Source organism: Rhodococcus sp. WS1, from assembly GCF_003797745.1.
Classification (GTDB): Bacteria; Actinomycetota; Actinomycetes; order Mycobacteriales; family Mycobacteriaceae; genus Rhodococcus_F; species Rhodococcus_F erythropolis.
Map to the genome: position 1 here is coordinate 1,520,022 of NZ_RKLZ01000001.1, position 15,311 is coordinate 1,535,332.

The following is a 15,311-nucleotide window of genomic DNA, read 5'->3' on the forward strand; positions in this document are numbered from 1 at the left end:
TGTAACTGAGGGTCGAATTCAGATACTGACGTGAGACTGCCGATCACTCGTCCGTGCATGTTCACCGATCAGAGTGGACCTTGCGGACCGCTCCGTCAAGGGCGAGAGCGCGTGTCGCAGCATTCGAACATTCGTGACGCGCATTCGAACACTGCCACCGGAAGTGTAGCCAGCAACGGCGTCACATACGAAAAATCTGGACCGACATCGTGCGTCGGTCCAGATCTTCGCGCTGGTACTGGTCGCGAATCTCCGAGCTACTGGTCGCGAATCTCCGAGATCAGCCAGTTTCCGTCCTGCTTCTCCAGACTCACGATGACCATTCCGGAGCGAGAGTCTGCCGCCACGCCGTTCTGCGTCGAGCTGACGTTCAGTTGGGCGAGCAACTGTGCCCGGTCCTTCTCGAGTCGTGTGATCCCGATCAGCGGGACATCAGCGGTCGTTGCCGTCTGAGTTTGTTCGACGCCGGCCTTCTGCGTGTCCTTGTACTGCGTCAGCTGATCGCGCATCGACTGGTTCAGGCCCTGGACACCCTTGTCGAAATCGGCGTCGAACGTGTCGGGCGAGAACGTGAAGACTGCAGCCAACGCCGACGGCGTCACACGAAGAACCTCAGCCGTGGCGCCTTCGTCCACCCAGGCGATGTCGTCCGTCTTCGCCCCGACTTTGAAGAAGGCGATGCCGGCGAGGATCGCGACGATGACCGCTGCGGCCCCCAGGATCGCGACCAGGCGCCAACCGGCCTTGGATTGTGTAGCAGTTGTCGCCGACTCCGCCGCGCCCGTCTCCGGGGTAGCAGGGGGCTTGGGCTCGTCTGCGACGGTTTTCGCCGGTTTGGTCAGATCGGGGCCTGGTGTGGATTCCGGAGCGTCGGTTTCCGTCTTCGGCGGCTCGATGTCTCCGGACTCGGCCTTCGTGAGCGTCGGCTTCGCAACCTTCGGCTTCGCAACCTCTGGCTTCACAGCCTCCGGCTTCACAGCCTCCTGTGTCTCTTCTTCCGGCTGTTCGATCGTAGGCTCGACCGGGTCCGAATCGGACGTCCCCGCGGGGACGTTGAGCGAACGAGCGCTTCCAGCGATCTTCGGCCGACGGTTCTGAGGGGAGGACGGTCCGCCGGTACGACGTTTGGGTGGCATTACGCGCTTCTCCTTCGAGGGATGTCGGTGTGCAGGTTCGACGAACTACTGGCCACCGGAATCACCACCCTCGGTTGTCGGTGCAGGAGCACCGGATGCAGGTGCTTCGGTCCCCGAACCGGGTGCGGGCGTTGCGTCAGGAGCAGGCGTGGAGCCGTCGGCAGCCGGCAGAGTGCCCGAGCCGAGATCGAGCCGCGATCCGATCGGATCAGCGGACTGCGCCTTCCAGACCCCGTCGACCTCGACCATGCCCAGCCGCATGCCGAGCTGATTCTTGACGAACTGGTTGCCCTGGGTCGTGGTGACTCGAACGACGACCAGTGCCGTGGCGGTCCGGTCATCGGTATTGAGCTCGGTCAGCGCGGACTGCACAACTTCGGTGTCAGCCTTCGAACCCGAGTTACGCAACTCGTCGGTGATGGAATCCTGAACGGTCTGCAGATACGTCGTCATCTCGTCACCGGTCACCGAAGAACGCATGTTCTCGATCGACTGGTCGAGATTGGCCGAATCCGCGTTATTGAGGTTGATCGCGACTTGCTGCGCACCGATCAGCGCGTCGTCACGCATCTCGGCTGTGGTGCGGTCGGTGGTGAGCGCCCGAACGTACGGGACGCCGAACACACCGAGCGCAACCACTGCCGCCAGAAGCAAGACACCGACCGCAATCAGAGACGCTGTCAGCCCCTTCGGTCTACCGGTTGTCGGCGCTCCCGATTCGACTTGCTCGGGCCCGCCGGACTGCGGGGAACTGTTTCTCTGAATCACACTCACTACCCTACTTACCTGTTTTGCCCAGCCTCTGGCGGCGAATCGTCAACTGCCACAACTCAGTAGCCTGAACTGCACAAACTCGACCACATTCGGATCGGTCTACTTCGGTGTCACTCCGAGCAACGGCGCCAACTGCGTCGCGATCGGGTTGAGGTTCAACTTGTCCGGATCGACCTTCGGCTTGAAGTCCCAAGGCTGGATCGTGTCGGGATCGGCGTACACCACGCGGTTGGCACTGCGGACGCCCGTCTCGCTGCCCAGCGGCGTCTCACACGACGCCGCGGTGTTGAGCGGGAAATCCTGCTGGGTGTCGTCGAAGTTGGGATTCTGACGCTTCATCTCGTCCAGGATCGCCATGGTGCCTTCGTAACCCACCGTGCACGAGAGCGGATTGTTGGTCTCGAGCACCAAGCCCTGATGGACCGTTCCGTCGCCGGGAGCAACCGTCGGTGCGGCAGCGGCCAGGCCGGGAAGGAAGATCAGGAACGGCTGCAGCGCGATCGTTCGGGGTGCAAGCGTCTTGGTGGTCGCGGCAAGATTGGTCAGGTCAGTCGTCAGGCTCGGGCCCGCCTCGTTGATGAGGGCACCGATCTGATCGCTGGCCGGGATGCCGTTGTCGATCAAGCGACGGATGTCCGGATCGCTGGTCCTCAACTGCGCCGTGACAGCATCGAGATCGGTACTGAACTGCTTGATCGCGGAGGACTGATCCGACTGCGTCGTCAGTACCGTCTCACTGTTCCGAATCAGCGCGAGCGTCTGAGGCAGAGTGTCGAGCCCGGACTGCGAGAGACCGGACAGCGAATCGGCCAGGACCTGAATGTCCTCGCCCTTGCCGTTGAATGCGGCACCGAGTTCGACGGCGACGGTGTGGAGCGCGTCGACCGGCACGGACTTGACCAAGCCGTTGGCACTGGTCAGCACATCCTCGATCGGGATCGGAGTTGTGGTGTCCCCCACCGCGATCACCGAGCCGTCCGCGAGGAACGGTCCCTGATCTGTATCGGGCTGAAGGTCGACGTACTGCTCACCGATGGCGGAGCGGTTGGCCACGACTGCACGGGCCGACGCGGGAATCTCCGGAGCACTGTTGTCGATCTTCAGGTCGACCTGAATTCCGTCCTCGGTCAACGACATGTCGCCCACTCGACCGACCGGCACACCGCGATACGTCACTTCGGCGTTGGTGAAAATTCCACCGGACGTGGCCAATTCGGTCTTGACCGTGTACTGACCGAACCCCATGAGGTTGTCCAGACGCACGTACTTGGCGCCGACGTAGATGAGACCCAGAAGCGCGACCACCACGAAGCCGACGAGCTGCCATCTGACCAGAGCTGATCTCACTGTCCATCACCACCGATTCCGAACTGTTCCAGCATTCCCTGGATGGGGTTGAGTGGGTCCGCTGCCGGAGCCGGTGTTGCCGGGTCACCGGCCGTGGTGGCGGGTAGACCGGCGACGACGGGGATCTGCGGCAGGATCGGAGCGATCGGCAGCAGCGACACCGTCGGCCAACCCGGCCGCGGTCCGTTTCCGTTGTAGTACGGGTTGGACGGATCTACCACCGGCTTGGGATTGCCGAACTTCGGCTGACGGTATTCCGGTTCACCCTGTCCGACACCGAGACCCGAGAGAGTGTTGCCGATCTGCAAGTCGACGCTCAGGAAGAGGTTCACGGAACCACCCTGCGCAATCTTCTCGACACCGTCCGGGAACGGGAACGTCGGAAGGAATGGAAGTGCCCCGACGAAGTCGTCACCAGAGTCTGCGAGCGCCTGCAGCGTCGGACGCAGAGCCTGAAGATCAGCGATCAGATCGTCCTTGGACTGTGTGAGGACGTCGGTTCCCACTGTTCCGAGTCGATCCACCTGAGCAAGCATCTGCGTCAGCTGCGGGCGCTGCTCGTTGAGAACCTGTGTCGCAACGGGGAGTTCCTCGAGAATCTTCCCGATCTTCTCGTTCTGATCGTTGACGCGGGTCGAGAGCACATCCAGGCCGTCGAGCGCGCGGGTGATGTCGTCACGCTGTTCGTTGAGCCCACCGATGAGTGTGTTCGCCTGCTCCAGAAGACTTCTCGTCTTGCCCTCGCGACCGTCGAATGCGGCCCCGAGTTCTTCGACGATGGGTTGCAACTGGCCCACACCGCCGCCGTTGAGCAGCAGCGACAATGCGCCGAGAACCTGCTCGATCTCCGTGGCGTGGCGAGTGCGATCGAGCGGAATCAGGTCTCCGTCGGCCAGCTTCGCAGAGTCCGGTCCGGACGGCGGGGCCGACAACTGGATGAACTTCTCGCCGAGCAGGTTGGTCTGCTCGACCGCGGCAATTGCGTTGGCGGGTAGATCAACCGACGAGTCGAGGATGATTCCGACGTCCGCGGTCCATCCGTCCGGTCCGACCGACACGTCGTCGACTCGACCGACCGGAACACCGTCGACCTTCACAGCGGACTGCGGAACAAGGTCCAAGACATCGTCGAACTGAATGGTCAAGTGCATCGGATCGGAACCCACATCGGGACCGCCGGGAAGCGGAACCGCGTAGATTCCCTCGGACGAGCAGGCTGTTGCCGAGATCAGGACGGCGCACAGTCCGGCGCCGACTATCAATGAACGCTTCACTCGCCCTCCCCGTTTCCACTGGTCAGTCGCGGTGACACGACGCCGGGCACAGTGCCCGGAACTACCTGCATCTGTCGTTCGGAACCGGCAAGGATGCCGAAGGGAAGGTTCAGGCCTGCAGCCTGATTGGCTGCGTCGGTCATCGCCGCGACGTTTGCGCACTGGTCGATAGCCGGTTGCATCTGCCTTCCCAATGCCTCGAACCGAGGATCACCGGGCAACAGCTTGCCGAGGTCCATCAACTTGCAGAGCACGCCGGCCGGGTTCTGAAGATCAGGGAACGCCAGACGTGAAGCCAGCACACCTGATTCGGCGTCGTACGAGTTGACCAGGTTGGAGATCGCCAGCGGAAGCATGGTGAGCGTGTTGGCCAGTGCTTCCTTGTTGTTCGCCAATGTCTGTGTCGGTTCGACGAGACCCTCGGTTGTCTGGACCAACTGATCGCGGTTGTCGGCCACGAACTTCGCGACGTCGCCGAGAGCAATCGAGAGCTGGTTCAGAGCGGCACCGAGATCGTCGCGCTCACCTGCCAAGAATCCGGTCAGGTCCGACAGCTGGGTGTTGAACTGACGCACCTGCTGATCGTTGGCCGCGAGAGCGCCCACGAAAGTATCCAGGTTCTTGATGGTGAGCGAGATGTTGTCACGCGAATCATTGAGCGTCCGTGCGGCATCCGAGAGGTTGGTGATGCTGTCTCCCAACGCTTCACCGTTGCCCTCGAGGTTGGCCGCACCCGTCTCGACGAAATCGGACAGCGCGCCGTTCTTGTTGGCACCTTCGGGACCGAGCGCCGACGCGAGTTCGTCGATGCTGGAGTACAACTGGTCGACCTCGACGGGCGTCGCAGTCTTCTCGATCGGAATGACTGCACCGCTGGCCATCTTGTCGCCGCCGGTGAAGACCGGTGTCAGCTGGATGTAGCGGTCGGCAACCACCGAAGGCGTGATCTGAGCGGCACTGGCACCGGCGGGGATGTCGATCCCACGATCGACGCGCAACTCGACCTTGACCTGATCTCCCTGAGGTTCGACGGATTCAACGGTGCCGACCTTGACACCGAGAACACGAACGTCGGAACCGTCGTAGATACCCACCGACTTGTCGAAGTAGGCGGTGATCTTGGTGGTACCGGCGCGAGTGAACACCCACCACAGCGCGCCACCGATTACGAGTAACCCGATCAGAACAGCGGCGATGATCGCGACCGAGCGCTTCTTGGAGCCGCTTCCGGCTTCGGCAGTATCAGCCATCAGTTGCCTCCCAACGTACGAACGGGGTCACGGTAGCCCGGAATATCCGGCAGACCCGGCGGAAGGAGGTTCACGACGACCTGGTCGAACCAACGGCCGTTGCCGACCACGTTGGCGTACAAGCGAATGAAGGGTTCGTAGAGCTTCAGTGCCTTGTCCAAGTTCTCGTTGTTGGCCTTCAAGATGTCGATGACGCCGTTGAGCTGCGTCAGCGCCGGCCCGATTGCCGCCTCGTTGTCACGAACGAGACCGGTGAGCTGCTGAGAGACGCGCTGAGTTCCGGTGAGCAGCTGCGAAATCGCTTGCTGGCGATTGTTGAGCTCCTGCACCAGAAGTCCGCCGTCACGGATCAGCTGGGTGAATTCCTTGTTGCGATCCGCAAGAATCTGCGACGTCTTCCCGGTGGCGGCGAAGAGCTTCTGCAGGTCCTGATCGCGGCTCGCGATCGTCTGCGACAGCCGACTGACACCGTCGAGCGAAGCGCGGACATCGACAGGTGTCTCGGAGAATGCCTGGGACAACGTCTCCATGCTCTTCGCCAACTGGTCGGTGTCGATGTCGCCGACGGTGTCCGCCGCTGCCGAGAAGGCCTGAACGACGTCGTACGGAGAGGTGGTGCGCTCGAGCGGAATCCGGTCCTTGGGATCGAGGTTGTCGGTTCCGCGCGGATCGAGTGCGAGGTACTTCTGTCCCAGAATCGTCTTGATCTGAATGGACGCAGAGGTTTGATCTCCCACCCACGCGTCACTGACCTTGAAGTCGACGAGAACACGGTCACCGTCGAGATCGACGGAAGTGACCTTGCCGACCTTCACGCCGGCGATACGAACCTCGTTACCAGGCTTGAGACCCGCAGCTTCGGAGAACTCGGCGGAGTAGGACGAGCCTGCTCCCACGAACGGAAGCGAATCGAGGAAGAACGCGGACAAAGTGGCCAACAGCACCACGAAGATACCGATGGCTCCGGCCATTGCCGGACTGCGACGTTTACTCATCGACCTTGCAACTCCCTCATACCGTCTTGAGTGCATCGCGTGGCCGCGTTGGTGTAAATCGGCTGATTGACCGTCGGCAGGCCGGTGGGCAGATTCAGCGACGCAGACTGTCCGGGACCGGCAACGATGTCGATTCCGCACAGGTAGAACTGGAACCAGGAACCGTAACTCGCTACGCGAGCGAGCTTGTCGAGCTTGACCGGCAAGGTCTCGAGCACCGCGTTCACGTCGTCACTGCGACGGTTGAGTGTGGTCGCCAGCGTGTTGAGCGCCGTGATCGAGCCCTGAATCGACGGCCGCGTCGGCTCGAGCAGATCTGCCGTCGCATCGGTCAACCCGGCGAGTGAGGTGACGGCCGAACCGACGACACCGCGCTCGTTGGCCAACCCGGTGACGAGTTGCTGGGTGTTGACGATCAGCGAATCGAGGTTCTTGTCGTTCGCGTTGACTGTGTCGAGAACGTCGTTGAGGTTCTTGATCACCGCCCCGATGACGGCGTCCTTGTCCGCGACGGTGTTGGTCAAACTCGCTGTGTTGCGGACGAGTTCGCTGATGGTGCCGGACTCCCCCTGGAAGACCTGGATGATCTGGTAGGACAGCTTGTTGACGTCGTCAGCGCTCAGGGTGGTGAACAGCGGCTTGAAGCCGTTGAACAGCGTCGTGAGATTTACTGCCGGGCGAGTCTGCGCCAACGGCAGGGTGTCGCCGCCGGTGATCTTCTGCCCCTGGCTGCCTTCACCTTGCGAGAGCGAAATGTATCGCTGCCCGACCAGGTTGCGGAACCGGATCGTGGCGATGGAACTGGCAGGCAACCAATCACGGTCGGACACCGAGAACTGCACCTCGGCCTGGTTGTCGTTGACGATCGCGATCTTCTCGACCTGTCCGACACGAACACCGGCGATGCGCACCTCGTCACCCTCGTTCAACGAGGTGACGTCGGAGAAGACGGCGTTGAACTTGGTGCCTCCGCCGCCGCCGAGGTTGGCGATGCTGGCGGCCAGCAATCCTGTCGCCAGGACGGTGACCACCACGAAGATGATGAGCTTTGTCAGTGGAGCTGCGAGTCCTCTCATTGGACGCTCACCTCCGCACCGGAAAATGCCGGAGCACTGACCATCGTGGTCCACGCCGGAACATCGTCCGGCGCAACACCGTTGGCCTGTCCGTAGATCACCTTCAACGTATCCTCTTCGAGTTTCGAGCCCGCGTAGCCGGCCTGCTGAGCAGGACCGCTGTTGTTGGTCGAGAACAACTGAGGTCCGGAGCCCTCGGGTGCAGGCAGGAATTCCATGGTGGCGGGACCGGGATTGCGGGAAGGAACCTGGTAGGAACCGTCACCGTACGAACCACCGGGGTACTGCGGGAACGGACGACCTGGCTCGGTGACGTTGTCGTAGCAAACCGGGCCGCGGTTGTCGACGAGCCGTGGCTCGTCCTGGTTGGGCAGGTAGCGACCCTTGGGGTTCACGATCTGAATACTCGCACGCACACCAGGATTGGGCGCGTCGGTGGACAGGATCTTGGCAGCTTCCGGGGCGGTGTCCGAGAAGCCCTTGAACGTGCACCCGAACGTCGGTGAGTACTGAGCCAGAAGCTGGAGAGCTTCCTTCGAATCCGCAGCGAGCGTGATGATCGAGGACGAGTTCGCTTCGAGGAAGGCTGCGGTGTCCGACGATGTCACGGTGAGCGACGCCAGCAGAGTCCGCAACTGGTCCTGCTTCTGAACCACCGTGGTACCCGTGGTCCGCAGATTGTCGAGAGCGTTGATCAGATCGGGCGCAGCGTCCGAGTACGTCTGGGAGAAGTCCGCGAACTTGCGCAGATCCTCTTGAACCGCGGGCAGTTCGGTATTGACGCCGCGGAAGATCTCCTCGAGACGATCGACCGTCAGACCGAGCTCAGCGCCGCGTCCCGTCAGACCCTGCGCGAGAGAACCGAGAGTGTTCGCCAGATCCTGCGGCGGAATCGCCTGCAGAAGTGGGAGCAGTCCGTCCAGAACGTCGCCGACCTCGACAGCGTTTCCGCTCTTGTCCTGCTGGATCACCGTTCCCGCGGAAATCGGCGCAGCGGTGGTTCCCTCCGGAATGATCAGGGAGACGTATCGCTCACCGAAAAGCGTCTTCGGGAGCAGACGTGCCGTCACGTTCGACGGAATCAGATCAGCCTTGTCCGGTTCGATCGCGAGGACCGAGGTGACCTGGCCGTCTTTTGTCGACGCGGATCGCACCTCGCCGACCAGCAGACCACGAACCTTGACGTCCGCGTTGGGTGGCAATGCATTTCCGACGGTGTCGGTGACGAGGTCGATCTTCACGACGTCCTTGAACGACTTGTTGAAGGTTCCGATGGTGAAGGCCAGGAACAGTGCCAACACCACGAAGAACACGAGTCCGAGCACACGGCGGCGCAGGACTGACGGAGCCTCGATCATCCGGCCACCCTCACTGTCGTCGTGGTGCCCCAGATTGCGAGGCTGAGGAAGAAGTCGAGAACGGCGATCGTGACGATTGCGGCGCGAACAGCGCGGCCGACGGCCACGCCGACGCCTGCGGGACCACCCGAGGCATGGAACCCGTAATAGCAGTGGATCAGAATCAGCACGAAGGCGAAGACCAGGACTTTCGCAAACGAATACAGCACGTCCTGCGGTGGCAGGAACAGATTGAAGTAGTGGTCGTACGAGCCCGTCGACTGCCCGTTGAACACGGTACTGATCACTCGCGACGCGAGGTACGCCGCAAGCAGACCCACGATGTACAGCGGGATGACGGCGACGAAGCCGGCGATCATGCGGGTCGTGACCAGGAACGGCACTGACGGAACTGCCATGACCTCCAGTGCATCGATCTCTTCGGAGATTCGCATGGCACCGAGTTGAGCGGTGAAACCACAACCCACCGTGGCCGAGAGCGCAAGAGCCGCAACGATCGGAGCGATCTCACGGGTGTTGACGTATGCGGACAGGAAGCCGGTCAGGACCGAGCTACCCAACTGCTCCAGAGCGGCGAAGCCCTGCAGACCGACGACAACACCGGTGAATCCCGACATCATCGCGATGACGCCGATCGTTCCGCCGATGACTGCGAGCGCACCGCTACCGAAGGTCACTTCGGCGAGCAGCCGAAGCGTCTCCTTCCGATACCGATGCAGGGTGCGCGGGGTCCATGCGATGGCGCGCGCATAGAACGACATCTGCTCGCCCGCGCGGTCCAACGCGTTCACTGGAATTCTGGCAACTTTGCGGCTCTTCAGCAGGAACTGATCGCCGCGGCCTCGTGCGATGGTCATTTAGGTCAAGATCCCTTCGCCGGCACGATCTGGAGGTACACCATCGTCAGAATCAGATTGGCGAAGAACAACAGCAGGAACGTGATGACGACGGCCTGGTTCACCGCCTCACCGACGCCCTTCGGGCCACCGGATGGGTGGAGTCCCTTGTACGCGGAGATCACACCGGCGATGACACCGAACACCGCGGCTTTGATCTCACCGCTCCAAATGTCCGGTAGCTGCGCAAAAGCTGAGAACGAGGAGATGTAGGCACCGGGGTTACCGCCCTGCAGGATCACGTTGAAGAAGTAACCACCCGCGATACCGACCACGGACACCAGTCCGTTGAGCAGCACAGCGATCAGCACCATCGCGAGTACACGCGGAACCACCAGGCGCTGAATCGGATTGATTCCGAGGACTTCCATCGCGTCGATCTCTTCGCGAATGGTTCGAGAACCGAGGTCGGCCGTCACGGCCGATCCGGCCGCACCGGCGACCAACAATGCTGTCACCAGAGGGCTACCCTGCTGGATCACCGCCAGGACGCTGGCAGCGCCGGTGAACGATTCTGCACCCAACTGCTTGATCAGCGAACCGGTCTGCAGTGAGACGACGGCGCCGAAAGGAATGGCTACCAATGCCGTCGGCAAAATTGTCACGCTGGCGATGAACCAGGCCTGCTCGATGAACTCACGGAACTGAAATGGACGCCGGAACGTATTCCTGACGACGTCGACAAACAGTTCGACGATGTTTCCGGCCTGAGTTAATGCTCCGTTGACCGGACTCAGAACCGAGTTGCGGGTAACCCCCATCCGATATGCCTACCCTTGCCCGTGTGTCGTGTTTCCGTAGGGATCGCCCTCGTATGCAGGAATGACCTGCGTGTCTTGCGAGTTGTCGTTCCACTCCCCCTGATAGCCGCTCGCGTCGGCGTACTGGGGAGCGTACTGCCCAGTTCCGTCAACCTCGTCGAGGCTGTCCTGAATTGCCGCCTGAGCGTTAGCTGGGAGGGTGTGCATGATCTGGCGGACGCGCTCCTGGCGACGACGAACAGCCTGACGCTCCGGGTTTCCGGGGGTGGCCTTCATCTGCGGCACGATGCCCTCGACGTCGTCGACACCACCGGCGTGGTGACCGGCGTCGACGAGCGCCTGCTCGTGCGCCATCTGAGCCTCGTCCTTTTCCTCCGACATACCGATCGGACCGATCATCGTTCCGTTGAGGAACTGCTTGACGACGGGCTCGTCAGAGGTGAGCAGCACCTCACGAGGACCGAACATCACCAACTGACGACGGAAGAGCATGCCGATGTTGTCCGGCACCGTGCGTGCGAGGTTGATGTTGTGCGAGACGATCAGAATCGTCGCGTCCGACTGGGCGTTGATGTCGATCAGCGTCTGGCTGATGTACGTCGTACGCACCGGATCCAGACCGGAGTCAGGCTCGTCGACGAGGATGATCTCGGGATCGAGAACGAGTGCACGCGCAAGACCGGCACGCTTGCGCATACCGCCGGAGATCTCACCGGGAAGCTTGTCCTCGGCGCCGACCAGACCCGTGAGATCGAGCTTCTCCATCACGATCTTGCGGATATCGGATTCCGACTTCTTGGTGTGCTCACGAAGCGGGAATGCGATGTTGTCGTACAAGTTCATCGAGCCGAACAGTGCGCCGTCCTGGAACAGAACGCCGAACAGCTTGCGGATCTCGTAGAGCTCCTTGGAGGAGCACTGCAGGATGTCCGTGCCGTCGATGACAATGGAGCCTTGTTCAGGGCGGAGCAGTCCGATCAGGGACTTCAGGAACACCGACTTACCGGTACCCGAAGGCCCGAGCAGTGCGCTGACCTCACCCGCGGGAAGTGTCAACGACACGTCCTGCCAAATCCTCTGCGACCCGAAAGACTTTGTCAGTCCTTGTACCGCTACCTCGACTCCCACCATTACCTCCGCGACGTCCGTTGCATGCATGCACCCGTGTGGGTTGGGTCACTCTATCGCATGGGAGTGGTACCCGTGACTGCGAATACTACTAACGAGTAGGGAAGAAGCATAATTCAGGTCACAGCCTAGTTCGGGCACCCCTCCCACCTGCATGGATTCCGACATATCACCCGCGAAAAAAGTTCAAAAAAAGAGGGCCACTCCCCGTGGGGAGTGGCCCTCTTCGTTACTACTCGCGAAGAGCAGCGGGAAAACCGTCTTACTTGATGACGATCTTTGCGCCGGCAGCTTCGAGCTTTTCCTTGGCAGCCTCTGCGGCGTCCTTGGCAACCTTCTCGAGGATGGCCTTCGGAGCGCTCTCGACGAGGTCCTTGGCTTCCTTCAGGCCGAGGCCGGAAACGACCTCACGGACGACCTTGATGACCTGGATCTTCTTGTCGCCAGCCGACTCGAGGACGACGTCGAACTCGTCCTGCTCTTCAGCAGCTTCTGCGCCGGCAGCCGGTGCGCCTGCAGCGGCGACGGCGACGGGAGCAGCAGCGGTGACCTCGAAGGTCTCCTCGAATGCCTTAACGAACTCCGAGAGCTCGAGGAGGGTGAGCTCCTTGAACTGGTCCAACAACTCTTCGGTGCTGAGCTTCGCCATTGTGGCGGTCCTTCCTGTAAGTCCCATGTCGCTGATCCGCGACCGGGCGGGGTTATAGCAGTGATGCGCGGGTGCGGATCAGCTTTCGGCTTCGGCCTCGGCCGGAGCCTCGGTGGCAGCCTCTGCGGGGGCCTCTGCGGCTCCGCCTTCTGCGGCCTTCTTCTCCTGCAGGGCAGCGGCCAAACGGGCCATCTGCGAAGCGGGAGCATTGAACAGGCCTGCGGCCTTTGCCAAGTTGCCCTTCATCGCGCCGGCAAGCTTTGCCAACAGGATTTCGCGGGATTCGAGATCCGCGATCTTGTTGACCTCTTCCACGGACAGCGCAGCGCCGTCCATGTAGCCGCCCTTGATGATGAGCGCCTTGTTGTCCTTAGCGAAGTTCTTCAGAGCCTTCGCAGCGTCGACCGGTTCGCCCTTGATGAATGCAATGGCGGTCGGACCAACGAACAGGTCATCAAGGCCCTCGATGCCAGCCTCTGCGGCGGCACGCTTGACCAGGGTGTTCTTGGCGACGGAGTAGGTGGCACCTTCTCCGAGAGCGCGTCGCAGTGTCGTGATGTTGCCAACCGAAAGGCCACGGTATTCCGTGACCACAGCGGCGGTCGAACCCTTGAACTGCTCGGTGATTTCCGCAACTGCGGAAACCTTCTCAGGCTTTGCCATACTTCGCCTCCTCTCGTGACAGTCGTTGTCCCACTCAGGAACCGCTGCACCTCATCGGGGTGAACCCGAGAAGACACAGTCCGCGACATGCAAAACGCCCCGGCGCAAGCGCACGGGGCGTACAGAGGAAACATGAAGAAGAGGCTTACGAATCAGCGTAACGATGCAACGCAAAGCAGTGCATAACCAGGCAAACTGTAGAACCACTACATCAAGCTATCCCCCTACCTCGTTCACCTACGTGGGCCGCCGGGCACTCCCGGACTTTCAACCACACTCATTACTGAGTGCAATCACCAACGGTCTTGGGTAGAACATGATTTTGGGGTGAAGTTCATATCCAGCACTGAACTCCGCGTCGAAGACTACCTGACTACTCGCTGCATAACCAAATCGGGTTCGTCACGCACCCGATTCCTTCAAGCACCGATAGCCCTGGCGATCTTGTGTTCGATTGCTGCCCGAGCTCGGTCCGGCAACACCAGCAGTCCATCGAGTTCCTTGTGGGCCTTCCGGTACGCACTCTGACGTTCCTGTGGCGTCGCGCCCTCGTCCATGGCCAGTCGCAGCAGACGTTGCGCCCTTACCAGGCGTTCTTGTTCGTCGAGGGTGAATCCGCTCCGTCGGCGGCGCTTCGCCTCAGCTTCCGCGATTTCGAAGGCGATCGAGTAAGCGTGCACCGCCTCGCGGTACTCGGTTTGTGCCTGCTGGTTGCCGATCATCGTCTCCGGATTGCCTGGGCGAAGCAGATCGGCACGATATTTGGCTCGATGAAAATCGGCGGTCAAAGGCTCGCGCATGTCCGTCATCATCGGGGTGTCGAGCAGTGTGACCGGATCGAGTTCGTACGAGAACCATCGGGCGTCGACCGCATCGTGCTGCTCGATTGCCTTGGCCAGCTCTCGGCGCTGTGTTTCTTCGTCGGCGTGATGTTGTGCGTTGGCTTGCGCGATGGCGACCTTGGTCTGCTGCTTGAGCCGGAAGCGCTCTTGCCGGCGCTCGATCCGCCTTTCGTTGGCAACCGCGACACCTTTCAGCGCCCCACCGATGGTGCCGCCGAAAACGAAGATCAGCCACCAAAAGTTTCCGAGGAACTGGAACGCTTCGTGCATACCCCGATGATGCCACCGTTAGATCGATACCACCGTTGGACCGATACCACCGATGGACCGATACCACCGGCAGGGATCACACTCTCCCGAAACGGCAAGAAGGCCGGCAGGGAGTGATCCCTGCCGGCCTTCTTGTTCGTATGCGGACTGCTTACGCGTCTGCAGCATCCTCGAGGAGGTTGCGAGTACGGTTCGGATCCACCGGGATGCCCGGACCGGTGGTGGTCGAGACCGTGATCTTCTTCACGTAGCGACCCTTGGCCGACGAGGGCTTCGCACGCAGGATCTCGTCCAGGGCTGCGCCGTAGTTCTCCACCAGCTTCTCATCGTCGAACGATGCCTTGCCGATGACGAAGTGCAGGTTGGCCTGCTTGTCGACGCGGAAGTTGATCTTTCCGCCCTTGATGTCGTTGACAGCCTTGGTGACATCCGCCGTGACGGTGCCCGTCTTCGGGTTCGGCATCAGGCCACGCGGTCCGAGGACACGGGCGATGCGGCCGACCTTGGCCATCTGATCAGGAGTCGCGATTGCGGCGTCGAAATCGACCCATCCACCCTGGATGCGCTCGATCAGGTCTTCTGCACCGACTACGTCAGCGCCTGCAGCCTCGGCTTCTGCTGCCTTCTCGCCAACAGCGAACACGATGACGCGAGCGGTCTTACCGGTGCCGTGGGGCAGGTTGACCGTTCCGCGGACCATCTGGTCAGCCTTACGGGGGTCGACGCCCAGACGAACTGCAACCTCAACGGTTGCATCCATCTTGGTGGACGACGTCTCCTTGGCGAGCTTTGCAGCCTGAAGCGGGCTGTAGAGCTTGTCTGCGTCGATCTTCTCAGCGGCGGCGAGGTACGCCTTGCTGCGCTTTGCCATTTGTTCTGTCCTTACTTGTCA

Annotated in this window: 15 protein-coding genes; all 15 read right to left on the reverse strand. The window is 61.4% G+C overall.

Features of this window, described 5'->3' with window-relative positions:
• Positions 1-257 precede the first annotated feature (257 nt).
• Entirely contained in the window at positions 258-1,136 is an 879-nt protein-coding gene (locus EEB12_RS06845) for a hypothetical protein (RefSeq protein WP_069146241.1), read from the reverse strand.
• Positions 1,137-1,181: 45 nt separating this feature from the next.
• Positions 1,182-1,910, reverse strand: a complete 729-nt coding sequence (locus EEB12_RS06850) for a hypothetical protein (protein WP_019744307.1) — start codon at positions 1,908-1,910, stop codon at positions 1,182-1,184.
• A gap of 99 nt (positions 1,911-2,009) precedes the next feature.
• The gene (locus EEB12_RS06855; RefSeq protein ID WP_019744308.1) at positions 2,010-3,257 is read right to left on the reverse strand and encodes an MCE family protein; all 1,248 of its coding nucleotides are present in this window, start codon (positions 3,255-3,257) and stop codon (positions 2,010-2,012) included.
• Complete coding sequence (locus tag EEB12_RS06860; RefSeq protein ID WP_020906821.1) at positions 3,254-4,531, reverse strand: MCE family protein; 1,278 nt, start codon at positions 4,529-4,531, stop codon at positions 3,254-3,256. The genes EEB12_RS06855 and EEB12_RS06860 overlap by 4 nt, the downstream gene beginning before the upstream one ends.
• Positions 4,528-5,781, reverse strand: a complete 1,254-nt coding sequence (locus tag EEB12_RS06865; RefSeq protein WP_003941941.1) for an MCE family protein — start codon at positions 5,779-5,781, stop codon at positions 4,528-4,530. Before EEB12_RS06865 ends, EEB12_RS06860 begins: the two co-directional genes overlap by 4 nt.
• Entirely contained in the window at positions 5,781-6,776 is a 996-nt protein-coding gene (locus EEB12_RS06870) for an MCE family protein (RefSeq protein ID WP_069146240.1), read from the reverse strand. The genes EEB12_RS06865 and EEB12_RS06870 overlap by 1 nt, the downstream gene beginning before the upstream one ends.
• Positions 6,773-7,852: an MCE family protein gene (locus EEB12_RS06875; protein WP_019744310.1), complete on the reverse strand. Its 1,080-nt coding sequence runs from the start codon at positions 7,850-7,852 to the stop codon at positions 6,773-6,775. The genes EEB12_RS06870 and EEB12_RS06875 overlap by 4 nt, the downstream gene beginning before the upstream one ends.
• Complete coding sequence (locus tag EEB12_RS06880; RefSeq protein ID WP_133728542.1) at positions 7,849-9,210, reverse strand: MCE family protein; 1,362 nt, start codon at positions 9,208-9,210, stop codon at positions 7,849-7,851. The genes EEB12_RS06875 and EEB12_RS06880 overlap by 4 nt, the downstream gene beginning before the upstream one ends.
• Positions 9,207-10,067 (reverse strand): MlaE family ABC transporter permease, encoded by an 861-nt coding sequence (locus EEB12_RS06885; RefSeq protein WP_003941894.1) that lies wholly within the window; start codon positions 10,065-10,067, stop codon positions 9,207-9,209. The genes EEB12_RS06880 and EEB12_RS06885 overlap by 4 nt, the downstream gene beginning before the upstream one ends.
• Positions 10,068-10,072: 5 nt before the next feature.
• Complete coding sequence (locus EEB12_RS06890) at positions 10,073-10,867, reverse strand: MlaE family ABC transporter permease (protein ID WP_003942038.1); 795 nt, start codon at positions 10,865-10,867, stop codon at positions 10,073-10,075.
• A 9-nt stretch (positions 10,868-10,876) separates the two neighbouring features.
• Positions 10,877-11,998 carry an ABC transporter ATP-binding protein gene (locus EEB12_RS06895; protein WP_024487305.1) on the reverse strand — a complete coding sequence of 374 codons (1,122 nt, stop codon included), beginning with the start codon at positions 11,996-11,998 and terminating at the stop codon, positions 10,877-10,879.
• A gap of 259 nt (positions 11,999-12,257) precedes the next feature.
• Positions 12,258-12,644, reverse strand: coding sequence for a 50S ribosomal protein L7/L12 (gene rplL, locus EEB12_RS06900; protein WP_003941857.1), 387 nt, complete (start codon positions 12,642-12,644; stop codon positions 12,258-12,260).
• A 78-nt stretch (positions 12,645-12,722) separates the two neighbouring features.
• Positions 12,723-13,307, reverse strand: a complete 585-nt coding sequence (gene rplJ / locus EEB12_RS06905; RefSeq protein ID WP_003942074.1) for a 50S ribosomal protein L10 — start codon at positions 13,305-13,307, stop codon at positions 12,723-12,725.
• 419 nt (positions 13,308-13,726) lie between these two features.
• The gene (locus EEB12_RS06910) at positions 13,727-14,419 is read right to left on the reverse strand and encodes a hypothetical protein (RefSeq protein WP_042453090.1); all 693 of its coding nucleotides are present in this window, start codon (positions 14,417-14,419) and stop codon (positions 13,727-13,729) included.
• A gap of 151 nt (positions 14,420-14,570) precedes the next feature.
• A complete protein-coding gene (gene rplA / locus EEB12_RS06915) occupies positions 14,571-15,290 on the reverse strand; it encodes a 50S ribosomal protein L1 (protein WP_003941982.1) in 720 nt (239 codons plus the stop codon).
• Between the last annotated feature and the right edge of the window lie 21 nt (positions 15,291-15,311).